The sequence below is a fragment of the Klebsiella sp. HMSC16C06 genome (genome assembly GCF_001808325.1).
Lineage (GTDB): Bacteria > Pseudomonadota > Gammaproteobacteria > Enterobacterales > Enterobacteriaceae > Klebsiella > Klebsiella variicola.
Genome location: NZ_KV793012.1, coordinates 93,904 through 119,332, shown reverse-complemented (window position 1 = coordinate 119,332; position 25,429 = coordinate 93,904). Strand labels below are relative to the sequence as shown.

25 protein-coding genes are annotated in these 25,429 nt (G+C 55.1%); 14 read left to right on the top strand and 11 right to left on the bottom strand.

The window, feature by feature from the left end:
• The first annotated feature begins 147 nt into the window (after positions 1–147).
• From fabI to osmB, 6 genes are all read left to right on the top strand, one after another.
• Complete coding sequence (gene fabI, locus HMPREF3142_RS19410) at positions 148–936, top strand: enoyl-ACP reductase FabI (protein ID WP_008807797.1); 789 nt, start codon at positions 148–150, stop codon at positions 934–936.
• Positions 937–1,126: 190 nt separating this feature from the next.
• The gene (locus tag HMPREF3142_RS19405; RefSeq protein WP_008807796.1) at positions 1,127–2,284 is read left to right on the top strand and encodes a carboxymuconolactone decarboxylase family protein; all 1,158 of its coding nucleotides are present in this window, start codon (positions 1,127–1,129) and stop codon (positions 2,282–2,284) included.
• An 81-nt stretch (positions 2,285–2,365) separates the two neighbouring features.
• Positions 2,366–4,300, top strand: a complete 1,935-nt coding sequence (locus HMPREF3142_RS19400) for an exoribonuclease II (RefSeq protein ID WP_032732848.1) — start codon at positions 2,366–2,368, stop codon at positions 4,298–4,300.
• A gap of 158 nt (positions 4,301–4,458) precedes the next feature.
• On the top strand, positions 4,459–4,638 hold the full coding sequence (locus HMPREF3142_RS19395; RefSeq protein WP_012542045.1) for a protein YciZ/DeoL: 180 nt from the start codon (positions 4,459–4,461) through the stop codon (positions 4,636–4,638).
• Positions 4,639–4,709: 71 nt separating this feature from the next.
• Positions 4,710–5,459: a DNA-binding transcriptional regulator YciT gene (locus HMPREF3142_RS19390; RefSeq protein WP_008807793.1), complete on the top strand. Its 750-nt coding sequence runs from the start codon at positions 4,710–4,712 to the stop codon at positions 5,457–5,459.
• Positions 5,460–5,732: 273 nt separating this feature from the next.
• Positions 5,733–5,951 carry an osmotically-inducible lipoprotein OsmB gene (gene osmB / locus HMPREF3142_RS19385; RefSeq protein WP_002901783.1) on the top strand — a complete coding sequence of 73 codons (219 nt, stop codon included), beginning with the start codon at positions 5,733–5,735 and terminating at the stop codon, positions 5,949–5,951.
• A gap of 129 nt (positions 5,952–6,080) precedes the next feature.
• Here osmB and yciH read toward each other — a convergent pair whose 3' ends face one another.
• From yciH to pgpB, 5 genes are all read right to left on the bottom strand, one after another.
• Complete coding sequence (gene yciH / locus HMPREF3142_RS19380; RefSeq protein ID WP_008807792.1) at positions 6,081–6,407, bottom strand: stress response translation initiation inhibitor YciH; 327 nt, start codon at positions 6,405–6,407, stop codon at positions 6,081–6,083.
• Positions 6,407–7,144, bottom strand: coding sequence for an orotidine-5'-phosphate decarboxylase (gene pyrF, locus HMPREF3142_RS19375; RefSeq protein WP_047666423.1), 738 nt, complete (start codon positions 7,142–7,144; stop codon positions 6,407–6,409). The genes yciH and pyrF overlap by 1 nt, the downstream gene beginning before the upstream one ends.
• 192 nt (positions 7,145–7,336) lie before the next feature.
• A complete protein-coding gene (lapB, locus tag HMPREF3142_RS19370; protein WP_008807790.1) occupies positions 7,337–8,506 on the bottom strand; it encodes a lipopolysaccharide assembly protein LapB in 1,170 nt (389 codons plus the stop codon).
• 6 nt (positions 8,507–8,512) lie between these two features.
• Positions 8,513–8,821 carry a LapA family protein gene (locus tag HMPREF3142_RS19365; RefSeq protein ID WP_012542047.1) on the bottom strand — a complete coding sequence of 103 codons (309 nt, stop codon included), beginning with the start codon at positions 8,819–8,821 and terminating at the stop codon, positions 8,513–8,515.
• A 136-nt stretch (positions 8,822–8,957) separates the two neighbouring features.
• Positions 8,958–9,725: a phosphatidylglycerophosphatase B gene (gene pgpB, locus HMPREF3142_RS19360; protein ID WP_008807789.1), complete on the bottom strand. Its 768-nt coding sequence runs from the start codon at positions 9,723–9,725 to the stop codon at positions 8,958–8,960.
• Between the two features lie 163 nt (positions 9,726–9,888).
• Here pgpB and ribA point away from each other — a divergent pair, with 163 nt between their 5' ends.
• The gene (gene ribA, locus HMPREF3142_RS19355; RefSeq protein ID WP_008807788.1) at positions 9,889–10,491 is read left to right on the top strand and encodes a GTP cyclohydrolase II; all 603 of its coding nucleotides are present in this window, start codon (positions 9,889–9,891) and stop codon (positions 10,489–10,491) included.
• A 46-nt stretch (positions 10,492–10,537) separates the two neighbouring features.
• Here ribA and acnA read toward each other — a convergent pair whose 3' ends face one another.
• The 4 genes from acnA to topA all read right to left on the bottom strand — a co-directional run bounded on the left by acnA (position 10,538) and on the right by topA (position 17,927).
• Positions 10,538–13,210 carry an aconitate hydratase AcnA gene (acnA, locus tag HMPREF3142_RS19350; RefSeq protein ID WP_070612359.1) on the bottom strand — a complete coding sequence of 891 codons (2,673 nt, stop codon included), beginning with the start codon at positions 13,208–13,210 and terminating at the stop codon, positions 10,538–10,540.
• 390 nt (positions 13,211–13,600) lie between these two features.
• The gene (locus tag HMPREF3142_RS28280) at positions 13,601–13,768 is read right to left on the bottom strand and encodes a YmiA family putative membrane protein (RefSeq protein WP_002901776.1); all 168 of its coding nucleotides are present in this window, start codon (positions 13,766–13,768) and stop codon (positions 13,601–13,603) included.
• Between the two features lie 245 nt (positions 13,769–14,013).
• Complete coding sequence (gene cysB / locus HMPREF3142_RS19345; RefSeq protein WP_008807786.1) at positions 14,014–14,988, bottom strand: HTH-type transcriptional regulator CysB; 975 nt, start codon at positions 14,986–14,988, stop codon at positions 14,014–14,016.
• 341 nt (positions 14,989–15,329) lie between these two features.
• Positions 15,330–17,927 (bottom strand): type I DNA topoisomerase, encoded by a 2,598-nt coding sequence (topA, locus tag HMPREF3142_RS19340; protein ID WP_008807785.1) that lies wholly within the window; start codon positions 17,925–17,927, stop codon positions 15,330–15,332.
• Between the two features lie 406 nt (positions 17,928–18,333).
• Between topA and HMPREF3142_RS19335 the strand changes: the two genes are divergently transcribed.
• Entirely contained in the window at positions 18,334–18,585 is a 252-nt protein-coding gene (locus tag HMPREF3142_RS19335) for a YciN family protein (RefSeq protein ID WP_002901761.1), read from the top strand.
• A 47-nt stretch (positions 18,586–18,632) separates the two neighbouring features.
• Here the strand turns inward: HMPREF3142_RS19335 and sohB are convergent, their stop codons facing one another.
• A complete protein-coding gene (gene sohB / locus HMPREF3142_RS19330) occupies positions 18,633–19,679 on the bottom strand; it encodes a protease SohB (protein WP_008807783.1) in 1,047 nt (348 codons plus the stop codon).
• A gap of 255 nt (positions 19,680–19,934) precedes the next feature.
• On the opposite strand from sohB, the gene HMPREF3142_RS19320 reads away from it, so the two are divergent.
• Positions 19,935–20,696, top strand: coding sequence for a YciK family oxidoreductase (locus HMPREF3142_RS19320; RefSeq protein ID WP_061154908.1), 762 nt, complete (start codon positions 19,935–19,937; stop codon positions 20,694–20,696).
• Positions 20,693–21,283, top strand: coding sequence for a cob(I)yrinic acid a,c-diamide adenosyltransferase (cobO, locus tag HMPREF3142_RS19315; RefSeq protein ID WP_070612357.1), 591 nt, complete (start codon positions 20,693–20,695; stop codon positions 21,281–21,283). Before HMPREF3142_RS19320 ends, cobO begins: the two co-directional genes overlap by 4 nt.
• A 60-nt stretch (positions 21,284–21,343) precedes the next feature.
• On the opposite strand, the gene rluB is transcribed toward cobO, so the two are convergent.
• A complete protein-coding gene (gene rluB, locus HMPREF3142_RS19310; protein WP_008807781.1) occupies positions 21,344–22,246 on the bottom strand; it encodes a 23S rRNA pseudouridine(2605) synthase RluB in 903 nt (300 codons plus the stop codon).
• Between the two features lie 147 nt (positions 22,247–22,393).
• Between rluB and HMPREF3142_RS29940 the strand changes: the two genes are divergently transcribed.
• From HMPREF3142_RS29940 to HMPREF3142_RS28270, 4 genes are all read left to right on the top strand, one after another.
• Positions 22,394–22,627, top strand: coding sequence for a hypothetical protein (locus tag HMPREF3142_RS29940; RefSeq protein ID WP_071527864.1), 234 nt, complete (start codon positions 22,394–22,396; stop codon positions 22,625–22,627).
• A gap of 102 nt (positions 22,628–22,729) precedes the next feature.
• Positions 22,730–23,236: a PAAR domain-containing protein gene (locus HMPREF3142_RS19305; RefSeq protein ID WP_070612354.1), complete on the top strand. Its 507-nt coding sequence runs from the start codon at positions 22,730–22,732 to the stop codon at positions 23,234–23,236.
• The gene (locus HMPREF3142_RS19300; protein ID WP_070612352.1) at positions 23,236–24,612 is read left to right on the top strand and encodes a PAAR domain-containing protein; all 1,377 of its coding nucleotides are present in this window, start codon (positions 23,236–23,238) and stop codon (positions 24,610–24,612) included. Before HMPREF3142_RS19305 ends, HMPREF3142_RS19300 begins: the two co-directional genes overlap by 1 nt.
• The gene (locus HMPREF3142_RS28270; protein ID WP_077270054.1) at positions 24,593–25,015 is read left to right on the top strand and encodes a hypothetical protein; all 423 of its coding nucleotides are present in this window, start codon (positions 24,593–24,595) and stop codon (positions 25,013–25,015) included. Before HMPREF3142_RS19300 ends, HMPREF3142_RS28270 begins: the two co-directional genes overlap by 20 nt.
• Positions 25,016–25,429: the final 414 nt, after the last annotated feature.

Here is a 25,429-nt window from a genome sequence, read left to right as displayed (position 1 = left end):
CGCCGCGGGCGCGGCTGAAAAATATCGTGACACAAGGGGTCGTCAGTGGGATATAATTCCCGGCTAAATTTGAGTTATTTTGAAATAACAATGTTAACGTTATGATTGTTAAAGTAAAAATAAGCAATAACGATAAGGATTAAAGCTATGGGTTTTCTTTCCGGTAAGCGCATTTTGATCACTGGCGTCGCCAGCAAACTGTCCATCGCCTACGGTATTGCGCAAGCAATGCACCGCGAAGGCGCGGAACTGGCATTCACCTATCAGAATGAAAAACTGAAAGGTCGCGTAGAAGAATTTGCTGCCGCGCTGGGTTCTGACATTGTGCTGCCGTGCGACGTTGCTGAAGATGAGAGCATCACCGCGCTGTTCACCGAGCTGGAAAAAGTCTGGCCGAAATTCGATGGTTTCGTCCACTCTATCGGTTTTGCCCCGGCTGACCAGTTAGACGGCGACTACGTTGACGTTGTCACCCGCGACGGTTTTAAAATCGCGCACGACATCAGCGCCTACAGCTTCGTGGCGATGGCCAAAGCCTGCCGCAGCATGCTGAACCCGGGCTCTGCTCTGCTGACGCTCTCCTACCTGGGCGCAGAGCGCGCGATCCCGAACTACAACGTAATGGGTCTGGCCAAAGCCTCTCTGGAAGCTAACGTCCGCTATATGGCTAACGCCATGGGTCCGGAAGGCGTTCGCGTTAACGCCATCTCTGCCGGTCCGATCCGTACGCTGGCTGCTTCTGGCATTAAAGATTTCCGTAAAATGCTGGCGCACTGCGAAGCGGTCACCCCGATCCGTCGCACCGTCACCATTGAAGATGTGGGCAACAGCGCAGCCTTCCTGTGCTCTAACCTGTCCGCGGGTATCTCCGGTGAAGTCGTTCACGTTGACGGCGGGTTCAATATCGCCGCCATGAACGAGCTGGAACTGAAGTAAGTTCTTTCCCTCCTCACCCCGGTGAGGAGGGTACTTCCTTCCCCCCATCCCTTACGCTCCCCCTGTTATTCCAATCGGCTATTTGTTAGCACGTATCAATATTTTCTCCTGCTTCCGGGTTACGCCAGGATAGTTCTGCATAAACGATCCGCGGAACGGCGGTTCGCCACATACCGAACAAGGAAAGCCCATGGAGCCACACCGCGTGAATGGCAAAAACCACTGGTATCACGAAACCCAGTCAACAATCTGCCCGGTGGATGTTCTACCGCTTGTCCCTGAAGCCGCCCATGTTGAAGACCGCTTTTTGCTGGACCTGACGCTGCCGGAAGCCTGGCTACACATCCACGCAGGCTGGCTGCACCCCGCTCGCCAGCTGGCAGAGCGGTTGTTTCCCGACCAGGTGGCGGTGAGTCGCCTGCAGACCTTTACCGCCTACGATCGCCTGAGCACCGCGCTGACTGTCGCCCAGGTTTATGGTGTCCAGCGGTTGTGTAACCACTATGCCGCCCGCCTGGCTCCCCTCCCTGGCCCTGACTCTTCGCGCGAGAGCAACCGTCGCCTGGCGCAGATCACTCAGTATGCTCGTCAGCTCGCCAGTTCGCCCTCCGTCATTAACGCCCTCTCGCGCAGCCAGCTGGACGAAGTGGGTTTAACCAGCCGGGATATTATCCTGATCAACCAGATTATCGGTTTCGTGGGCTTCCAGGCCCGGGCGATTGCCGTCCTGCAGGCGGCGCTGGGCTATCCGGTGCGCTGGATCCCCGGCATGCCTCAGCAAGAGGAGGCCCCTGCCGAACTGTTCACCGCGCCACCAGGAGAGTGGCAGAGCGACCTTGAGGATCCCGATCTGCAGTATGCCGATGATGAGCGCCAGCGGCGCATCGCCGGCTGGCAGTCGCTGCCCGGTCTGGGTGAGCTGGCCCCACTGCTGGCCTGCGACCCACCGTTGTTCACGCCTCTGGAGACCTTGATCCGCCAGCTCAGCACGGATGATACCTTTGGCCCGCAGGTCGCCTTACTCGCGGCGCGCACCAATGGCAGCCCCACCTGTTTTGACGCCTGGCTCCCCCACTGGCAGGGTGAAGAGGAGTTCGCCAGCCATCTGCGGGAGGGCGACCAGGCCCTCCATCACTGGCTCCAGCAGCATCCTCAGTCCCGGTCTCTCGTGACCGCGGTGCAGCTGTTAACCCGCTCGCCGGACCGGTTTAGCGCCGCCCAGTTAACGCCCCTCGCGGAATATGGACTCTCTGCGGAACAAGCGATCGATCTGTTGACCTGGAGCGGGCTGTGCGGATGGATGAATCGTCTGAAAATCGCCCTCGGCAATGTGCGTCAGCAGACGTAAATTGCTGAAACAGCGCTTGCTGCGGCAGGCATATTCGCGTAAAAATGTCAGCCGCTCTTTTAGCCACGAAAATACCTAATTATGTTTCAGGATAACCCGCTGCTAGCGCAGCTTAAACAGCAACTGCATTCCCAGACGCCGCGCGCGGAAGGGGTCGTTAAGGGCACGGAAAAGGGCTTTGGCTTCCTCGAAGTGGACGCTCAGAAGAGCTACTTCATTCCGCCGCCGCAGATGAAAAAAGTGATGCATGGCGACCGTATCGTCGCGGTGATCCATTCTGAAAAAGATCGCGAAAGCGCCGAACCAGAAACCCTGGTTGAGCCGTTCCTGACCCGTTTCGTCGGTAAAGTCCAGAAGAAAGACGATCGCCTCGCTATCGTTCCTGACCATCCGCTGCTGAAAGATGCCATTCCCTGCCGCGCCGCCCGTGGCGTTGAGCATGATTTCAAACAGGGTGACTGGGCCGTCGCCGAGATGCGCCGTCATCCGTTAAAAGGCGACCGCGGGTTTTACGCGGAGCTGACCCAGTTCATCACCTTCAGCGACGATCACTTCGTCCCCTGGTGGGTAACCCTGGCGCGCCATAACCTCGAAAAAGAAGCGCCGGACGGCGTGGCCACGGAAATGCTCGATGAAGGGCTGACGCGCCGCGATTTAACCGCTCTCGACTTCGTCACTATCGACAGCGCCAGCACTGAAGATATGGACGATGCGCTGTATGCCGAATCCACTGCTGATGGCAAACTGCTGCTGACGGTCGCCATTGCTGACCCGACCGCCTGGATTGCCGAAGGTAGCAAGCTGGATAAGGCCGCAAAAGTGCGCGCCTTTACCAACTATCTGCCGGGCTTCAATATTCCGATGCTGCCCCGCGAGCTGTCAGACGACCTGTGCTCCCTGCGCGCTAACGAAGTGCGCCCGGTGCTGGCCTGCCAGATGACTCTGGCGGCCGATGGCACCATCGAAGACAACATCGAATTCTTTGCCGCCACCATCGAGTCGAAAGCCAAGCTGGCCTATGACGATGTCTCTGACTGGCTGGAAGGCCGCGGCAGCTGGCAGCCGGGCAGCGACGCGATCGCGCAGCAAATTACACTGTTGAAGGACGTGTGCCAGCGTCGTAGCGAATGGCGTCAGACCCATGCGCTGGTGTTCAAAGACCGTCCGGACTACCGTTTCGTTCTTGGCGAAAAAGGCGAAGTGCTGGATATCGTCGCGGAACCACGTCGCATTGCCAACCGTATTGTCGAAGAGTCGATGATCGCCGCCAACATCTGTGCCGCCCGCGTTCTGCGCGACAAGCTCGGCTTCGGCGTTTATAACGTCCATACCGGCTTCGACCCGGCGAATACCGAACAGCTGGCGGCGCTGCTGAAAACCCACGACGTGCACATCGACCCGACGGAGGTGCTGACGCTGGAAGGGTTCTGCAAGCTGCGCCGGGAACTGGACGCCCAGCCGACCGGATTCCTCGACAGCCGCATCCGCCGCTTCCAGTCGTTTGCGGAAATCAGCACCGAGCCAGGCCCGCACTTTGGCCTCGGCCTTGAGGCCTATGCCACCTGGACCTCGCCGATCCGTAAATATGGCGACATGATCAACCACCGTCTGCTGAAGGCCATCATCAAAGGCGAGACCATTGCGCGCCCACAGGATGATGCCACCGTACAGATGGCGGAGCGCCGTCGTCTTAACCGGATGGCAGAGCGCGACGTCGCCGACTGGCTGTATGCCCGTTTCCTCAACGATAAAGCCGGGACCGATACCCGTTTTGCGGCGGAGATCATCGACATCAGCCGCGGCGGGATGCGCGTGCGCCTGGTGGACAATGGCGCGGTCGCCTTTATTCCGGCCCCCTTCCTCCACGCCGTTCGCGACGAACTGGTGTGCAGCCAGGAGAACGGCACCGTGCAGATCAAGGGCGAGGTGGTCTACAAAGTGACTGACGTTATCGATGTCACCATCGCCGAAGTCCGCATGGAAACCCGCAGCATTATTGCGCGTCCGGCAGTCTGACGCCTCTTCACAGCGGTTCCTCCGGGAACCGCTGCTTCTTTCCTCTCCATCCTGCTATTTCCGTCGCACCGATTAAGGTTGTGCGTTTTTTTCGCTTCTCTTTTTCATCCATTTTTAGCATCATTGATTTCATTCGTTTTTGTTACCAGGATAATGCCATGTCAGATGTGAATGCCCACCTGCTCGCCCAACGTATCGATACCGTGCTGGATATTCTGGTTGCCGGTGATTACCACTCTGCGATCCATAATCTGGAAATCCTCAAAGCGGAGCTGCTGGCACTGGCGGCGGACGACGCTGAGCAAAAAAACCAGCCCAAGGCTCCCTGGGAAATCTGATTATCGCCCATGCCGCAACCGGTGACTCATACCGGTTGCTCGCCATATAGCCCCCTAACAGTGATGTTGCTATGAACGCCCGACAACAAAGTATTTTGCAAGTGGTCATTGATAAAGGCCGGATGAGCGTCGCCGATCTGGCGAAGATGACCGGTGTCTCAGAGGTCACCATTCGCCAGGATCTGAATCTGCTGGAAAAGCAGAGCTATTTGCGCCGCACCCATGGCTATGCAGTCCCACTGGACAGTGAAGATGTTGAAACCCGCATGATGACCCATTTCGCCATTAAACGTGAACTGGCCAGCCGGGCGGCGGCGCTGGTGAGCGCCGGCGAAACGGTATTCATCGAAAACGGCAGCAGCAACGCCCTGCTGGCGCGCACCCTCGCCGAACGCGGCGATATCACCATCATAACCGTCAGCAGCTATATCGCCCATCTACTGAAAGAGACGCCGGGAGAGGTGATCCTGCTGGGCGGGATTTACCAGAAACGCAGTGAAAGCATGGTGGGCCCGCTGACCCGCCAGTTCATCCAGCAGGTGCATTTCAGCAAAGCCTTCATCGGGATCGATGGCTGGCAGGCAGAAACCGGCTTTACCGGTCGCGATATGATGCGTGCGGATGTGGTTAACGCCGTGCTGGAAAAGCACTGTGAAGCGATTATTCTCAGCGACAGCTCGAAATTCAGCGCAGTTCATCCCTATCCCCTCGGTCCCGCCGGGCGCTTTAACCGCGTTATTACCGACGATCGCCTGCCGGCCGCCTGCCGCGACCAGTTACTGCACAGCGGCCTGACCGTCGATATCGTGCCATACGTCTGATCTTTACCCGCCCCGAGCCATGCCAATGCGCCATTCGGGGCGATATTACGCTCTGAGAGTATTCCGAGCCGCTAATTAAGATTTTTTACCTGACGATACATTTAAAAAAAAGTAAAATTATTATTAGCGATATAACAGGAAGTGACTATCACCTGCGTGATTTTCGTGACACCTGCGCACCCTAACTTCATGGAATTGCCCTAAAGCTGCTATTTCAGGCTATGCTTAAAGGAGCGTAGTATCCATGAATAGATTATTCAGGAGAAAAAAATGATGACTTCAACGAGCAAAAAAATGGCTGCCGTCGTTCTGGCTGTCACTGTAGCAATGTCTCTGAGCGCTTGTTCTAACATGTCTAAACGTGACCGTAACACCGCTATCGGTGCTGGCGCCGGCGCCATCGGTGGTGCGGTGTTAACTGACGGTAGCGCACTCGGAACCCTGGGTGGCGCGGCGGTCGGTGGTATTATTGGTCACCAGGTTGGCAAATAATATAATTACCTGACGAAATAAAAGAATAATTCACACGAATTGACTTACGCACGTTAAATCATTCAAGGCCGCGGCATTCACCGCGGCCTTGTTATTTCAGCATTACTTTAATTATTGCCGAAATAGCACTCAGCCACCGGCTAACTTAACCTTCATTCCTTTCGCCTCGAGCAGCGATTTGAGCAAATCCCGTTTGTCACCCTGGATCTCGATCACGCCATCTTTCACCGCGCCGCCGCAGCCACATTTCTTTTTCAGCTCTGCAGCCAGGGCGTTCAGCGCGGCATCGTCAGCATCGATGCCGCTAATCAGGCACACGCCTTTGCCCTTGCGACCGCTGGTCTGGCGCTGAATACGGACAATACCATCGCCTTTAGGCCGCACCGGCGCCGGTTTCGCTTCGTCGATACGCCCGGTTTCCGTGGAGTAGACCAGGCGGCTATTGGAATCGCTCATTATGCCTCCTTTGACAACGAGACGTTGATTGCCCGCAGCGTTGCGGCAGGATCGGCCGACTGAGTGACCGGGCGACCAATAACCATATAATCCACCCCCGCCGCCTGGGCCTGCTCGGGGGTCATAATCCGCCGCTGATCCCCGGCCTCGCTCCCCTGCGGACGGATCCCCGGGGTCACCAGCTTAAACGCCTGCCCCAGCGCCTGTTTGAAGCGCACCGCCTCCTGAGCTGAGCACACGACCCCGTCAAGACCACAGCGTTGGGTCAGCGCTGCCAGCTTCGCCGCGTAATCAGCCGGGGATAAGGTAATGCCCAGATCCTGCAGGTCGCTGGCCTCCATGCTGGTGAGTACGGTGACAGCGATCAGCAGCGGAGCCTCTTTACCAAACGGCAGCAGCGCTTCACGCGCGGCGGTCATCATCCGCGCGCCGCCGGAGGCATGGACATTCACCATCCATACGCCGAGTTCGGCCGCCGCCGCCACCGCGCGGGCCGTGGTATTGGGGATATCGTGAAACTTAAGGTCAAGGAACACCTCAAACCCGCGCTGGTGCAGATCGCGAACAAACTGCGGGCCCAACAGGGTGAACATCTCTTTGCCCACCTTCAGGCGGCAGTCTCGCGGGTCGATGCGGTCGACAAATGCCAGCGCTTTATCGCGATTATCATAGTCGAGCGCAACCACAACGGGAGAGGATGTGACAGCGCGGGAAGATGTGATAGCTGTAGACGTCATGACCAGACCTTAGTGTTGATGGGCGCCAGGGCGGCGCAAAAAAGGTAAACGGGCAGCATTCTACCTGTGATGCTAACAAAATAACAGACTGCTGTAGTAGCGCTGGCCGGACGATGGCGCTGCCGGGGCCGCGTCTGGAGAGGAGAAAAACGATGAGTATGTTGTAACTAATGGAGGGATTTTTTTTTGACTTTATTGGCCGTCGAGACCGCGAATGGGTTTGATGGTGGCCCACGAGCGGCAGGATGGGCAGTGCCAGTAGAGCGTATGAGCAGTAAAGCCGCATTTCTGGCAGCGATAGCGCGGTTTGCTGCGCACCTGCTCGCCGACCATGTTTCTTAGCACCCCGAGGCTTTCTTTCGCGCGCCCTTCTTCCGCTTCGTTGAGATGGTAGTCCATCAGCTTATGGAAGACGCGCATGGTCGGGTGACGTTCCAGCTGCCGGGTAACGTAGTTTTGCGCGGCTTCGACCCCTTCCCGTTGCTCGAGGATCTGCGCCAGCATCAGTTCAGCGGTGGCCCCGGTGTTCTCATCCACACAACGGCGCAGGAAAACCTCCCACTCTTCGGCTTTACCCAGTTGCTGGTAGCAGGTCTGCAGCATCTCCAGCGTCTCACCGACCAGCTCTTTATCCTGATCGATAACCCGCTCAAGGCTCTCTACCGCTTTGGCGTAATCACCCTTTTCCATCCACACCCGGCCCATCATTATTGAGACCCGGGCGCTGTTGCGGTCTGCTGCGGCGCCTTTCTTCAGCAGCGCCATCGCTTTATCCAGATCGTTGGCCGCCATCTGCTGCAGGGCCAGCTCACACCAAAAGTTGGCGATTTCGCCACGATGTTTCTCTTTACCCAGCTTCACCAGCCGTTCAGCGACTTCGATCGCTGACTGCCAGTCGCTGGTCGCCTGGTAGATCTGCAGCAGCTGCTGCAGAGCGCTCAGGCGGAAATCGGTCTCATCCACCAGCTGTTTGAACATATCTTCCGCACGATCGTACAACCCGGCGGCCATATAGTCGCGCCCCAGCTGCTGGACGGCCAGCAGGCGCTGATCGTAGGTTAACGATGCGCTTTCCATCAGGCTCTGATGAATACGGATCGCGCGGTCAACCTCGCCGCGCGAGCGGAACAGGTTACCGAGCGTCAGGTGGGCCTCAACGGTGCCGGTATCCTCTTTCAACATATCAAGGAACAGATCGACGGCTTTATCCTGCTGGTTGCTGAGCAGGAAGTTAACCCCCGCCACGTAATCCCGTGACAGGCGGTTCGCATCGTCCTGTTTGGACTGTTGTGCACTTCTGCGCCCCATGTACCAGCCGTAGGCGGCGGCAACGGGTAAAAGCAGAAACAACAACTCCAGCATAAGAGGTTATTCCTTCACGGCAGGCACGCCTGCGTCGACAGCGACCGGGCTGACGGGGGCAATCTGGTGCTCAAGGCGCTTAATTTTCCGCTCCGCGCGCGCCAGCGAGACACGCACCCGCAGCCAGAACAAGCCGCAGATCAGCCAGCCAATGGCAAAGCCTGCGGCGAACAGCACCGCCAGCAGTGTCGAAATGCGGAATTCACCCTGCGCGAGTAAATAGTTGAACGTGACCTGTTGGTCATTCTGCGCCCCCAGCGTCACTGAAATGACGAAGATTGCTAGCACCAGTAAGAAAATGAGTAAATATTTCACATGACTTCCCGTTATGTGGGTTGCGCGAAAAAAAGCCCGCTTTCAGCCCTATAAAGTATCATTTTCGCCGCAGCGGTGGAATGAAAAAGCATGGCAACTGTACAGGATATGCGGTCGGATGCCGCTAAAATCAACATTATTCTGCTTCGGGCATCCGTTTTTTAATATCCTGCGCCTCTTCTCCCGGCGGCGAGAGCGGCCCGCACAGGCGCTGCGTCAACCAGCAGGCCACCGTGACCAACAGCCAGGAGATCAGCGTGGCGACAATGAGATCCAGCGGCCAGTGCATGCCCAGCGCCAGGCGACTGCCCATCACCGCCGTCGCCCATACCAGCAGCACGGCGACCGTGCCCCAACGCCGACGCGGCCACAGCAGCCCGGCGGCCAGCAGCGCCCAGCTGGCGGCGAACATCGTGTGACCCGACGGGAAAGCAAAGCCTGTCTCTTTCTGCCAGTGCTTGCGTAAAAACGGCGGAATGTCCTGCGCCTGCGCCAGCTGGGCATGCACCAGTTTAGCGCGTTCTTTACGCTTCAACGCATAGAATTGCGTCACCGGCACCTGTCTTGAGTTTTCCAGCCAGATGACAAAGGGTCTCGGCTCCTGAACCCGCGCTTTGACCCAGGATTTAACCCCCTGTCCCACCAGGATGGCGGCGGCAAGAATCAGGAACAGGATCAGTGCCGCGCGCAGCCGGTAGCGAAGACACCAGAGAAACCAGCCGCACAGAGCAACATGCGTGATAATTCCCCACGGCTGCGTCACCGTTTCCGTCACCCACCAGAGGGTTTTCAACATAGCAACCGGCAGTCCTGGCTGCCACAGCCAACCAGACAGCCAGACCGTAACAGGCATAACAAGCAGCAGCGCCGCCGCGAGAGCGGTTCGTCGGGCAATCAACAGCATTTTCTCTCCTTCTCCTTGTAGATGAACATCATAGCGGAAAGTAGTTCGTTTGTGCGCTTTCCACGCGGCTAACCGTTCGCGATTAGGAGAACGTCCCGGCCTTGTGGCAAAATAGCGGCAAACAGAAAGCACATTCAGGTGCTGACAGAATCTGGAGAATCACATGCAGCTTAAACGTGTGGCAGAAGCCAAACTGCCAACCCCATGGGGCGATTTCCTGATGGTGGGTTTTGAAGAACTGGCTACCGGACAAGATCATGTCGCGCTGGTGTATGGCGATATCTCGGGGCAGTCGCCGGTCCTGGCCCGCGTCCATTCAGAGTGTTTGACGGGCGATGCCCTGTTTAGCCTGCGCTGTGATTGCGGCTTTCAGCTGGAAGCGGCCCTGTCGCATATCGCCGAAGAAGGTCGGGGGATCCTGCTCTATCACCGCCAGGAAGGACGCAACATTGGTTTATTGAATAAAATCCGCGCCTACGCGCTGCAGGATCAGGGCTACGACACCGTTGAGGCGAACCATCAGCTGGGCTTCGCCGCCGACGAGCGCGACTTCACCCTGTGCGCCGATATGTTCAAACTGCTCAACGTTGAGCAGGTTCGGTTATTAACCAATAACCCGAAAAAAGTGGAAATTCTTACCGAAGCCGGGATCAACATTGTGGAGCGGGTACCGCTGATCGTCGGGCGTAACCCGAAAAATGCTCACTACCTGGATACTAAAGCCGCCAAAATGGGCCATTTGCTGAACAGCAAGCCGGCGGAATAAACCGATTGAATAAAAGAGAAAGGGCCAGCGATGCTGGCCCTTTGTTTTACAGCATATTGCGGATAACGTAGTGCAGGATGCCGTCGTTGCGGTAGTAGGTGAGCTCGGTCGCGGTGTCGATACGGCACCGACAAGGGATCACTTCCTGCGAGCCGTCAGCGCGAGTCAGGGTCACCGGCACCGTAGCTCCAGGCTGAAGCGACTGCAGATTGCTGATATCAATCCGCTCTTCCCCGGTCAACTGCAGCGTTTTACGGGTGACGCCCTGCGGGAACTCCAGCGGCAAAATCCCCATCCCGATCAGGTTGGAGCGGTGGATACGTTCGAAGGACTCGGCGATCACCACCCGGATCCCCAGCAGGCGCGGCCCCTTCGCCGCCCAGTCGCGGCTGGAACCTGAGCCATACTCCTTACCGGCAATCACCGCCAGCGGTATGCCTTCCGCTTTATACTGCATCGCCGCATCGTAGATCGCCACCGGTTCGCGGTCCGGCAGATGTCGGGTCATACCGCCTTCCACTCCCGGTACCATTTCGTTACGAATACGGATATTGGCGAAGGTGCCGCGCATCATCACCTCATGGTTACCGCGACGGGAACCATAGGAGTTAAAGTCGCGCCGGGCAACCCCATGCTCCTGCAGATAGCGGCCTGCCGGGCTATCGGCTTTGATGCTCCCCGCCGGCGAAATGTGGTCAGTGGTCACTGAATCGCCCAGCATGGCGAGGATCCGCGCGCCATGAATATCCTCTACCGGCAGCGGTTCGACGCCCATCTCGTCAAAGAACGGCGACAGGCGAATATAAGTCGAGTCCTCCTGCCAGTCATAGGTATCTGACGCCTCCACCTTGATTGCTTTCCACTCCTCGGTACCGGAAAACACTTCCGCGTACTCTTTGCGGAACATCTCAGTGGAGACCTGTTCCACCGCACGGGCAATCTCCTCCCCACTCGGCCAGATATCTTTCAGATAAACCGGTTCGCCATCGCTGCCCTGCCCCAACGGCTCGCGGGTAAGATCGATATTCATGTTCCCCGCCAGGGCGTAAGCGACGACCAGCGGCGGCGAGGCCAGCCAGTTGGTTTTCACCAGCGGATGGATACGCCCTTCGAAGTTACGGTTACCGGAAAGCACCGCCCCGACGGTCAGATCGCCCTTTTTGATCGCCTCTTCGATAGGTTCCGGCAACGGACCGGAGTTACCGATACAGGTGGTACAGCCATATCCCACCAGATTGAAGCCGAGCTGGTCGAGGTAAGGCGTCAGGCCGGCATGAGCCAGATAATCCGACACCACTTTCGAGCCTGGCGCCAGGGAAGCTTTTACCCACGGCTGCGGCTGCAGGCCACGCTCGACGGCTTTTTTCGCCAGCAGACCGGCGGCCATCAGCACGCTGGGGTTGGAGGTATTGGTACAGGAAGTAATGGCCGCAATGGCCACGGCGCCGTCCGGTAGCGAATAGTGATGCCCGTTCAGCGTATAATCCACCGGCTGGCGCTGACGCTGAGGATGGTTAACTTCCAGCTCGCCGCTGGCAGCAAAGGCTTTCGGCACATCGCCGAGCGCCACGCGATCCTGCGGCCGTTTCGGCCCGGCAAGGCTTGCCTCAACGCTGCCCATGTCCAGCGCCAGGGTGCTGGTAAAGACCGGCTCATCGCCCGGCTGGCGCCACATGCCCTGCGCTTTGGCATAGGCTTCCACCAGGGCGACCTGTTCTTCGCTACGGCCGCTCAGACGCATATAGCTAAGCGTCACATCATCGATCGGGAAGAAACCACAGGTGGCGCCATATTCCGGGGCCATATTGGCGATAGTGGCGCGATCGGCCAGGGGTAAGGTATCCAGGCCATCGCCGTAGAATTCAACAAATTTGCCGACGACACCGTGCTGGCGCAGCATCTGGGTGACCGTCAGCACCAGATCGGTGGCGGTGATGCCTTCGCGCAGTTTGCCGCTGAGCTTAAAGCCCACGACATCCGGGATCAGCATCGACACCGGCTGACCCAGCATGGCGGCTTCCGCTTCAATCCCGCCCACGCCCCAGCCCAGTACGCCGAGACCGTTAATCATGGTGGTATGAGAGTCGGTGCCCACCAGGGTATCCGGCCACGCCATCCACTTCCCATTCACCTCTTCGCTCCAGACGGCCCGACCGAGGTATTCCAGGTTGACCTGGTGACAAATACCGGTGCCCGGCGGCACTACGCTGAAGCGGCTGAAGGCCTGTTGTCCCCAGCGCAGAAAAGCGTAACGTTCGTGGTTACGCTCCATTTCCAGACGGACGTTATCTTCGAAGGCCTCGTCATCGCCGAAACGGTCGACGGTGACCGAGTGGTCGATCACCAGATCGACGGGCGACAGCGGGTTCACTTTCGCGGTGTCGCCGCCCAGGCGCTTCACCGCCTCGCGCATGGCGGCCAGATCCACGACTGCCGGCACGCCGGTAAAGTCCTGCATCAGGACGCGCGCGGGACGGTAGGCTATCTCGCGGTCGGCATGGGCCTGTTGCAGCCAGCCGGCCAGGGCACGAATATCTTCTTCTGTCACCGAGTCACCGTCCTGCCAGCGCAGCAGGTTCTCCATCAGCACCTTCAGCGACTTAGGCAGTCGACTGAGATCGCCCAGCTGTTTCTCTGCCAGCGGCAGACTGTAGTAATGCCAGGTTTTCTCGTTGACCAGCAGCGTGTCCTTACTGTCTTCTCGTAGGGTTGACGACATAGCTCCTCCTTTATCTCAGGGATGGCATACCCTGATTCTCCTCAGGGTCTCCATTAAAGATAACACATACCGAGCATAACACTTTGATAACAACCCAAATTGCTAAATGCGCCGAGGTCGACAGTGATTAATCGGGAATTATCCTGGAATCGGAGAAATAGCACCAAAATAGTGCAGAAGCGATGATTAAGCCGATATTGTATTAGTACACGAGGACAAAAAAAGAGCTAATCGGCCAGCTGGCTATGATTAGCTCTTGTGAGTGATTTCAGATTGGATGAATCCAGCGGCAAAATATATTCTCCCTGTATTGCCGGTCACTGATTTTATATTACAGTTTCCTTTCACTGTCATAAAAATGACATGTATCTACAACGATGACCTACAGCTTTAGCTGACAATCCAGATGTTGCAGATGGTAAGCGCGATGATGCTCCAGAACATCGCCAGCCCTACCAACACTACGCCCCATACGCGACTACGCAGAACGGGATCGATTTCGGTTTTGTCATTCTCGTATGACATCGCCAGTTTCATGTAATCGATATTACTTATCATATTGTCACCACCAATTGCTCAAATCATCAGGTACAGATAAATCTTAATTATGGATAAAAGATTAATCCAGTGAATTTAGGCCTGATGGAATATATTTAACCGGTTATTTGATCGCGGCGGGCATAATGACAAACGTGTTGCCAGAAATTATTAATTTTGTGATTGGTTCGAGGTTTAAGATGTTAAATTAGGACCATGATAGTCAATGGCACTCCCCACAGGGAATGCCATTATTTTTTTAAGGGTTATTTTTCCGGAAGTTTTATATCTTTAAACATCGCTTCAATATCTTCATTCGACCGCAAAGCCACCGCGGTATCCACGACATCCCGGGTCAGATGGGGTGCAAAACGTTGAATAAAATCATACATGTAGCTTCGTAAGAAGGTGCTACGGCGGAAACCAATTTTGGTGGTGCTGTGGCTGAATATGCCGTTCGCATCCAGCTTCACCAGGTCCGGGTCAGAGACCGGATCGACTGCCATGCTGGCTATCACCCCGACCCCAAGCCCCAGGCGAACATAGGTTTTGATCACGTCGGCGTCAGTGGCGGTGAAGACAATGCGCGGCGTCAGACCCGCTCGGTTAAACGCGGTATCCAGTTCCGAACGGCCGGTAAAGCCAAAGGTATAGGTCACCAGCGGGTACTGCGCCAGCTCTTCAATGGAAACCGAGCCCTTCGCGGCCAGAGGATGCTCAGGCGTCACCACAATCGACCGGTTCCAGTGATAGCATGGCAACATCACCAGATCGTCATACAGATGCAGCGCCTCGGTGGCGATGGCGAAGTCGGCGTTGCCTTTCGATACGGCTTCTGCAATCTGGGTTGGCGAGCCCTGATGCATATGCAGCGACACGCGCGGGTAGCGTTCAATAAAGCCCTTGATGACCCCCGGTAACGCATAGCGCGCCTGAGTATGGGTCGTCGCCACATATAACGACCCTTTATCAGGCCAGGTATGCTCCCCGGCGACAGATTTAATCGCATCGACTTTCGATAATACCTCGCGGGCGATACGGATGATCTCCTGCCCGGCAGGTGTCACCTGAGTTAAATGTTTGCCGCTGCGGGCGAAAATCTGGATGCCCAGCTCATCTTCCAGCATGCGGACCTGCTTACTGATGCCCGGCTGGGAGGTATAAAGCCCTTCGGCGGTGGATGAAACATTCAGGTTATGGTTCACCACCTCAACGATGTAGCGAAGCTGTTGTAGTTTCATGCTGATATCCGTTTGCGCGTAAAATGAAGCCGCTTAATACACTTTACGTTCAGGCAACTTGTCGACCGTGAGGCCAGCCTCCCGGCAGTTGGCCGTAGTGGCGCCGCAACGCATCCTGAAAGCGATGATGTATAAGACGTTTTAATAATAAAAAAGGGATTAGCTATAACCACTATATCATTTATATCAACAGTGTATAGATACTAACGAAAAATAATATAGGTGGTTATAAGGGGAAGAAAAGATCATCCAGAAGGGGAAACGACGCGGCAGAGGCATCCACTGCCTCTGCCGGCCGTTAGTGCAGGAAAAGCGCGCTTTTCCTGCCTGATACTGCACGATTACTTTTTGGCTTCAGTCCATTTACCGTCAATAAAGAAGGCTGACCAGCCGGTCGCTTTGCCCTCTTTTTCGGAAGCCACATACTGCTGTTTCGTTTTACGGCTAAAGCGCACCAGCGTTTTATTACCTTCCGGATCCTGCTGCGGCGCATCAGCGAGATAGCGCAGTTTTTCCGGCAGACGATCGCGGAAGCGGTACAGCTCTTCCACCAGCGGCGCACGCGTTTCCCGTGATTTCGGGAAGGTGTTGGCCGCCAGGAAGACACCCGCCGCCCCGTCGCGCAACACAAAGTACGCGTCAGACTTCTCGCACGGCAGCTCCGGCAGCGGCACCGGATCTTCCTTCGGCGGAGCCACTTCGCCGTTGCGCAGGATCTTACGCGTGTTCTTACACTCGTCGTTGGTACAGGCCATGTACTTGCCGAAACGCCCCATTTTCAGGTGCATTTCAGAACCGCACTTCTCGCACTCCACTACCGGACCGTCATAGCCCTTGATGCGGAACTCGCCCTCTTCAATCTCATAGCCGTCACAGGTCGGGTTATTACCACACACGTGCAGTTTACGCTTAGGATCGATAAGGTAGCTGTCCATTGCGGTCCCGCACTTCTGACAGCGACGTTTGGCACGCAGCGCGTTGGTTTCCGCGTCATCGCCTTCCAGCACGTTGAGGACTTCGTTTTCCGGCACCAGGTTGATGGTGGTTTTGCAACGCTCTTTCGGCGGCAGAGCATAGCCCGAACAGCCGAGGAAAACACCGGTGCTGGCGGTACGGATGCCCATTTTACGTCCACAGGTCGGGCAGTCGATGCTGGTAAGCACCATCGGGTTCGGCTGCATGCCGCCCTCTTCCGGATCTTTCTCTGCGGTCTCCAGCTGAGTAGTAAAATCGCCGAAGAAGTGGTTCAGCACCTCTTTCCATTCGGCCTGGTGGTTGGCTACCTGGTCGAGACGATCTTCCATCTGCGCGGTGAAGTCGTAGTTCATCAGATCGCGGAAGTTTTCTTCCAGCCGATCGGTGACGATTTCGCCCATTTTCTCCGCATAGAAACGACGGTTTTCCACCCGCACGTAGCCGCGATCCTGAATGGTCGAGATGATCGAAGCGTAGGTGGAAGGACGGCCGATACCGCGTTTTTCCAGCTCTTTGACCAGCGAAGCTTCGCTGAAGCGCGCCGGCGGCTTGGTAAAGTGCTGCGCAGGCGTCAGCTCCACCAGGCTCAGGCGGTCGCCCTGTTTAACCACCGGCAACGTCCGGTCTTCATCGCCCTTGCGCAGCGCCGGCATCACTTTGGTCCAGCCGTCGAAACGTAAGGTACGACCGCGCGCTTTCAGTTTGAAATCGCCCGCCGCCACGGTCAACGTGGTGGAATCGTATTGCGCCGGCGTCATCTGACAGGCGACAAACTGGCGCCAGATCAGCTGATAGAGCTTCTGCGCATCGGCTTCCATATCTTTCAGCGTTTCCGCCAGCACGCTCACATCAGAAGGACGAATCGCTTCGTGCGCTTCCTGCGAGTTTTCTTTGCTGGCGTACTGGTTAGCGCTCTCCGGCAGATATTTTTTGCCAAAGTTGTCGCTGATATAACCGCGAACCATGTTCAGCGCGTCCTGACTCAGGTTGGTGGAGTCGGTACGCATATAGGTGATGTGCCCCGCCTCATAGAGACGTTGAGCCATCATCATGGTCTTTTTCACGCCGAAGCCGAGACGGGTGCTGGCCGCCTGCTGCAGCGTGGAGGTGATGAACGGCGCGCCCGGCTTGCTGCTGGTCGGCTTGTCTTCTCGCTCCAGCACGCTGTAGCTGGCTTTTTCCAGCAGCGATACCGCCGCCATGGTCTCATCACGGCTGACCGGACGGAACGGCTTATCGTCTTTATGGGTCACCTGCAGAGGCAGCGCGTCGCCGCCCGGCGTGGTGGTGCTGGCATCAACTTCCCAGTACTCTTCCGGGACGAAGGCTTTGATTTCACGCTCACGTTCCACCACCAGGCGGACCGCAACGGACTGCACGCGCCCGGCAGAAAGACCACGGGCAATTTTCTTCCACAGCAGCGGCGAGACCATATAGCCCACCACGCGGTCCATAAAGCGGCGCGCCTGCTGGGCGTTAACCCGATCGATATTCAGTTCGCCCGGCTTTTCGAAGGCCTGACGAATAGCGTTTTTGGTGATCTCATTGAACACCACGCGGCTATAACGCTGTTCATCGCCGCCGATCACTTCCCGCAGGTGCCAGGCAATGGCTTCCCCTTCGCGGTCAAGGTCGGTTGCGAGATAGATGTGGTCAGCTTTTTCCGCCAACTGTTTGAGTTCTGAAACTACCTTTTCTTTACCCGGAAGTACTTCATAGTGCGCATTCCAGTCATGCCATGGGTCCACGCCCATGCGGTTAACCAGAGCACCACGTTCGTCCTTTTTAGGCTTTTTAGCCCCTTTGGTGGCGGTAGAGTCGGTGCTCTTTTTGGAAGCTGATCCACTGGTCGGCAAATCGCGGATATGACCGACGCTGGATTTCACCACGTAGTCATTACCCAGATACTTATTGATCGTTTTGGCTTTTGCCGGGGACTCAACGATAACGAGAGCTTTACCCATATTCACCTTTACCTAATTTGATTCATCCAGGAATACATCGCACATTCATACACCCTCCACTGGCGACTGCCTCATATGTTGCGGCACCGTCGGTGAATATCAACCCTGAACACCCGCTTCATCTCCGTAAAACCAGGCGTTTGAGTTTGCTGACTTTTTTTCGTCAGGTGACATAGCACGAAGAATTTTTGGCCGAATGTCAAGCAAATCTGTTGCCAGATCGCCGAAAGCGTCACACTGTACCTGATAAAATTCGTTACGCAACTTTATTAGCATGCAAAAGCGAAACCCGCCAGTAAACGGCTGTTTCTCCACTGGTTACGATTACCCCTGTTTTGTCCATGGAAAATTTGCCCCACGCCGCCGCGCGGCGTAAACTACGCGCGGAGAAAAAGAGGAGTCCGTTATGCAAGGTACAACCCAACCTATCGATCGCCAGACGCTGCTCGAAAAAGCCAACAAACTTATTCGCGAACATGAGGATACGTTAGCCGGTATCGAAGCCACCGACGTCGTTCAGCGCAACAATGTCCTGGTGTTTAGCGGTGAGTTTTATCTTGACGAGCAGGGTTTACCGACGCCGAAGAGTACGGCGGTATTTAACATGTTTAAGTACCTCGCCCACGAGCTGTCGGACAAGTATCACCTGGTCGATTAAGGCCGGTGGAAACGATAACGCGAGGCCCTGGCCTCGCGTTATGTTGTTTACATCAGCGGTTTCTGACCGCGCTGCCACCAGCGCAGCAGAAGTCGATCGGCGCTCTCCGCGGCGCTACCGGTGAAGCGGTCGAGCATTTTCTTACGCTGTTGATAACGCACCCCGATCACCTCGTGGCTCTCCATGAGCCCCAGCAACAGCTCATCACTGGTTTCAACCGCATCCACCAGCCCTTTTTCCAGCGCCTGCACCCCGTACCAGTGCTCGCCGGTAGCTACCTGCTCAATATCAAGTCCCGGACGCATCCGATGGACGAAATCCTTGAACAGATGGTGCGTCTCATTGAGATCCTCACGGAACTTGCGCCGCCCTTCTTCGGTATTTTCGCCCAGCATAGTGAGGGTTCGTTTGTACTGCCCGGCGGTATGCAGTTCGATATCAATATCTTTGTTCTTAAGGAAGCGATGGAGGTTAGGGATCTGCGCCACCACGCCAATGGAGCCAAGGATCGCAAACGGCGCCGACACAATTTTGTTGGCCACGCAAGCCATCATATAGCCGCCGCTGGCCGCCACTTTGTCAACCGCCACCGTCAGCGGGATCTGTTTGTCGCGCAACCGCTGCAGCTGAGAGGCTGCCAGCCCGTAACCGTGCACCACCCCGCCGGGGCTTTCCAGACGAATCACCACCTGGTCACGCGCTTTCGCCGCCGCCAGTACCGCCGTGATCTCTTCCCGCAGGCTGTTGACCTCATGGGCATCCATACTGCCTTTGAAATCCAGCACCCAGGCGCGCGGCTTGCCTTCCGGCTCCACGTTACCCAGCTTCGCCCGCGCTTTCGCGGCCTTCGCCTCTTGTTTTTGCTTTTTTTTCTGCGCCTTATGCCACTGTTTCTGCTGCGGGCCGTCAAGCAGCGCCACCGCCAGCGATTCCTTCATCTCTTTGTAATGCTCGCTAAGATTGGTCACCCGCAGTTCGCCGCGCTGCTTCTTACGCTGGGCCAGGTTGACGATAATAGCGGCAATCACCGCGATAGCGACGACAACCGTCGCGATCTTGGCTAAAAATAAGCCGTACTGAGCAAGTAATTCCACGTTTTCACCTTGTGTAAAGCACTGACGTTGCTGCACAGTGTACATCAGCCCCTGGCGAGAAGTCTTTGTGCTTTGTGTCTTGTGCGCAGCGGATTCCGTTTTTTTTCAGCGAGGCTGAAATCGTTGCAAGATATTAATTTTCTGAATACTTTCCGCTTCGCCGATTGCAATGGCGAGCACTTTCAGGCATAACAGCGCAAAAGTGAGATACCAAAGATGAAGCGCGATCGGGAACCGATCGCCCAAGGAGTCGCCGTGCATTATCAACCGCAACGCCACTTGCTGAAAGATCGCATCATCCTGGTCACCGGCGCCAGCGACGGGATTGGTCGTGAAGCGGCCCTGACCTACGCGCGCTACAGCGCCAGCGTGATTCTTCTTGGCCGCAACGACGAAAAACTGCGCGCCGTCGCCCAGGAGATTGAACGCGAGGGCGGCATTCCCGCCCGCTGGTTTACCCTCGACCTGCTAACCTGCACGCCGCAGGAGTGCCAGCAGCTGGCGCAGCAGATAAGTATGCACTATCCCCGTCTTGACGGCGTGCTGCACAACGCCGGCCTGCTCGGCGACATCTGCCCTATGGACGAGCAGAAGCCGGAGGTCTGGCAGCAGGTGATGCAGGTGAACGTCAATGGCACCTTTATGTTGACCCAGGCGCTTCTTCCTTTATTACTCCGTTCGGATGCGGGCTCGCTGGTCTTCACCTCGTCCAGCGTTGGCCGTCAGGGCCGCGCCAACTGGGGCGCCTATGCGGTCTCCAAATTCGCCACCGAAGGGATGATGCAGGTGCTGGCCGACGAGTACCAAAGCCGCCATCTGCGGGTGAACTGCATCAACCCCGGCGGCACCCGCACCGGGATGCGCGCCAGCGCCTTCCCGACGGAAGATCCGCTAAAACTGAAGACCCCCGCTGACATTATGCCCGTCTATCTGTGGCTGATGGGTGACGACAGTCGCCGCAAGACGGGAATGACCTTTGACGCCCAACCGGGCCGTAAGCCAGGAATTGCCCAATGAGTGATGAACGCTACCGCGAACGCCAGCAGCGGCTGAAAGATAAAGTTGACGCCCGGGTGGCGGCAGCCCAGGACGAACGCGGCATTGTGATGGTCTTTACCGGCAACGGCAAAGGCAAAACCACCGCCGCCTTTGGCACCGCGACCCGCGCCGTCGGCCACGGCAAAAAGGTCGGCGTGATCCAGTTTATCAAGGGGACCTGGCCTAACGGTGAGCGTAACCTGCTGGAACCCCACGGCGTCGAATTTCAGGTGATGGCGACAGGCTTCACCTGGAACACCCAGGACCGCGACAGCGACACCGCCGCCTGTCTGGCGGTCTGGGAGCATGCCCGCCGTATGCTTGCTGACGACCAGCTCGATCTGGTGTTGCTGGATGAGCTGACCTACATGGTGGCGTACGATTACCTGCCGCTGGAGTCGGTGCTGAGCGCCCTGCGTGAGCGTCCTGTCCATCAGTCGGTGATCATCACCGGCCGCGGCTGCCATCGCGATATTATTGAACTGGCGGATACCGTCAGCGAACTGCGTCCGGTCAAGCATGCGTTTGATGCCGGGATCAAAGCGCAGATGGGAATTGACTACTGAGGGCCTGATACGGCGAAAGGCAGTACGCGTTCCGGCGGCAATCCACCGGAACGCACAACATTAACCGTTGGTCTTATTGCGAGTACTGGAACGACGATTGCTGTTGTTACCCTGGCGCGGGTTAGCGCTGGTCTGGCTGTGACGCTTCACCGCCCGACGGATCTGATTGGCTTTCATCCGGCGACGGTCTTTCTCGACGGCAACTTTAGAACTGGTTTCCGGCGTCAGCTCCACCAGCTCGCGCAGGTAGTTGGTCTGCGCCAGGTCCAGTTCGGTATAGCCGCCGCGCGGCAGGCCTTTCGGCAGCAGAATATCGCCATAGCGCACGCGGATCAGACGGCTGACCTGCACGCCGACCGCTTCCCACAGGCGACGCACTTCGCGGTTACGCCCTTCGGTCAGGGTGACGTTGTACCACTGGTTAATCCCTTCACCGCCGGTGAATTTGATGGTTTTAAATGCTGCCGGACCATCTTCTAACTGCACGCCGCGAGACAGCTGACGCAGCTTATCATCATCCACCTGGCCGAAAACGCGAACGGCGTACTCACGCTCGACTTCACGGCTCGGATGCATCAGGCGGTTTGCCAGTTCGCCATCGGTGGTGAACAGCAGCAGGCCACAGGTGTTCACGTCCAGACGGCCAACGGCAATCCAGCGCGCGCCGCGCAGTTTTGGCAGGCGATCAAACACCGTCGGGCGCCCTTCCGGATCGTTACGGGTGCACAGCTCGCCTTCCGGCTTATAGTAAGCCAGCACGCGACAGATCTGCTCAGCAGACTCTTTCACCGAGATCAGATGACCATCGATACGAATTTTTAAACCGGGGACGATTTCCACACGATCGCCGAGGGTGGCGATTTTTCCGTCGACGCTGACGCGGCCAGCTTCGATTTTCGCTTCAATTTCACGGCGGGAGCCGTGGCCGGCGCGGGCCAGCACTTTTTGCAGTTTCTCGCTCATTGAGCTTCCTTAAGGTGTCGCCTTCCCAGGCGTCTGGTATGCTTTCAAAAACAACGAGTTAGCCTAAAACTCAACTTAACTCACTGATCTGTAAATATTTCATGGCACACAGCATGGCAAACAACGTATCACACAAGCTGTCACACAATGATTCGTGGGCGCACATACTACACGAATTTTAGACTAAATGATTCAACAAGTTTTGTGCGCCTGAGTCTTTCTGAACTTGGACGTATAACGATGAGCAATCCGGAACAGTCAAGCACAGCGAACGGGAAAACGCTGTGTGTCTACTCCAACAGTATCTACACATTTACCTTCGTCACGGAGTCGCAGCATTGCCCGTACAGCAAAAGCTTCGACATAGTCGATAGTAAATGAATCGCGCCATAACATTCACAAAATAAATATTTTAAAACGCAGTTTCATTTTTATGAAAAACAACTTCCGGCACATGGGTGTTATTTGTACAATGAATTACGTATGAAGATTAATTCACAACAAGCAGAGGGACTTATGCAGCAATATACCAACGAAATCACACCCGAAATTAATGAGGCCCAATCACAACCGCCTTACGACGAAGAGCTTTTGTCACTCTGCGATGACAAAACCCGGAAAGAACTTGAGGAAATTAAAAAACAGCATCTAAGCCGCCCGTTAGCTCACATTTTCCGGTTTGCAGTCGTTGGAAGTCTGACCCGTCGCGGTGGAGTCATTCGCCATGCTTCAGGCGGTGCGACTACCGGAGGATTACAAGTTGCTCGGGTAGGTGACAAGGTTGTATATGCTGATGGCAGCGAGTCCACTATTATTTCCGGTGCTGGCAAGGCCCGAATCATGCAGGGCGCATCCGCTGCACCCGTTGGCAGTATGCTTGATAATGGTGATGAAATAATCTCTACCCCACAATCGTGCAGCAAACTGGTTTTTCGTGAAGGCTGCGAACTCCCGGAAGGATTCTTGACCGTGTCAGGGAGTAAGCACTGATGGGCGTTAAGGGATACTATTTATTCAGAGGTGATAAGACACGATGTGGTGGCGTTATCACTGAAGGATGGAGCGACCACCAGCATTTTGACAGAGATATGTCCTGTGAAGGGCATAAAGTAACTTGTGGCAAACATCCAGGGCTTTACCGTATTTGTGGTGGGCTTGATGATGACATACACGGCAAAAGGATTGCCGGAACACTACACAGTTATAGCTCCTGCCCCTGTAAATCCAAATTCATCAATTCAAACTGGGATGATGATTACGAACTTGGTGGAGAAGCAACGGTAACGCACACTGATCTACCTCACCTCGTCAAGATGCCTGAACTTCCAGGGCCGATTGAGTCAGAACCGGAACAGAACGCCCAAACAGCAAAAAAGAAAACAGGTATAGATGCAGGTTTTGCCGTTATCACTTATGGCGGTACTACGGAAGCGTGGCAACGTCTGTTATTCACTGAAAACCCACCAGCAGGGGCAAAAGAGCTATTCTCTATTCTGAACGGCCCGGATGAAAGATACAAAGCTGGTTCGATTATGCTTCTGGTTGATCCAGATAAACAGGACGACGAGCAGATTGCCCACATGAAAGCCGCGAAAGCGCGAGTTGATGCGGCGTTAGAACCGCTGACAATCCAGGAAGCTAACTTGCTGCACAAACACTACGCAACCATAGCTAATTTCACCAGCTACGCTGATACAGGAATTGGCCTTGCTGCTGATCCTGTTGGAAAATACTTTGAGAGTATCGAAAAAATACTCAGAGAGATTCAAGAAACGTATAAGAATACCTACATAACGAGAGGCTCGTTGATAGGAGAACAATTTTACATTCAACGTAGCCTGTTGTTTAAAGAGCTTGAATCAATACTTAAAGTCAGATTCCTGAATAAGGCTATGAAATTCGGAGAGTATACAAAAATAAAAAAAGCACTTGGCCTATCCAGCAGTTCTATTACCCACAAATGGAATGAAACGGGGATCAGTGACATTGAAGGCTATGCTACCCACATCGAACGGGCAGCTAAATACGTAAAAGCAATGCGTTACACTGGTTATTTAGGCATTGGTTTTAGCGGACTGCATTCACTAAATGAAATAAATGAGGCTTGTTCTGTTGGTCGCGAAGCTGAATGTACCAAGAAAAAGTATACTGAGATTGGTAGCTTTGCTGTAGGTACGGGGGTTGGTGTTGCTGGTGGCTATTTAGCAATACCTCTTTGTATCGCTATCGGTGTTGGTACTGCTGGTGTCGGAGGGCTTGCTTGCTCTGTGATTGCTGGGGCTGGTTTAGGCTATGTCGGTAGTAGTGCAGGTGGCGCATTCGGTGAATGGGGTGGAGAGCAGCTGTATGAAACTTTCGGTAATTAATTTTATAATTATGCATCGTAACTCGATTGGATTGGTATTGTGTCTATGCCTAATACTTACGGGGGTTATTTCAATTATTTACGATCGCATTTCGAAAAATAAATTCATTACTCTCTGTTCGCTATTTGTTGAAAAATTTGGCGCAAGACCAGTAGAGGCTTTAATTTATCAGGATGGGGGGTTCTTTTTCTCGTTTATGCGTGATGCATTTTTTATTAAAGCATTATATTTTAAAGAAAACTCATTTCATACGCGAGGAATGGATAATGAACAAATTCGATTCATTAAAGAACTTCCTAATCAGTATACCGATTGGTTACGTGTAAAAGTACGATTTTCCGTGGTCGGTATTATTTTTCTATTCATGATGTTATCAGTTTTCTATTTACCATTATTCATTTAATTGAAATAAATAGCCAAGAGCAAAACTTGGCTATTTTATTCACTCCCAATCAGTATCATCAATTACATAAGAAACTGAGGATAAGGGAAACGTATGCAATTAGCGCATAGCGATCCCTCATATTGATCTTTGGCAAAAAGTCTATTCAGAGAAAAAATGATGATGTCGATTATATACGGGAGCTACCTGCAAACATCAAATACTGGTTTATCGCCGAATTGTTGTGTTCATTGGTAGGTTTTATTGCCCTACTAATTGGTGGTATCTGTCTTTGGGTCGATAAATGATTAATTCAGCAGAACTGATCATCTGCGGGTTAGGAAGATTAAGCCTCATCTGCGGTATAGCTGTTACGGTGCTCTCATTTATCAACAAAAAGCGCTTCTCCGCGACCTGTACGCTGTAAAAAGAAAA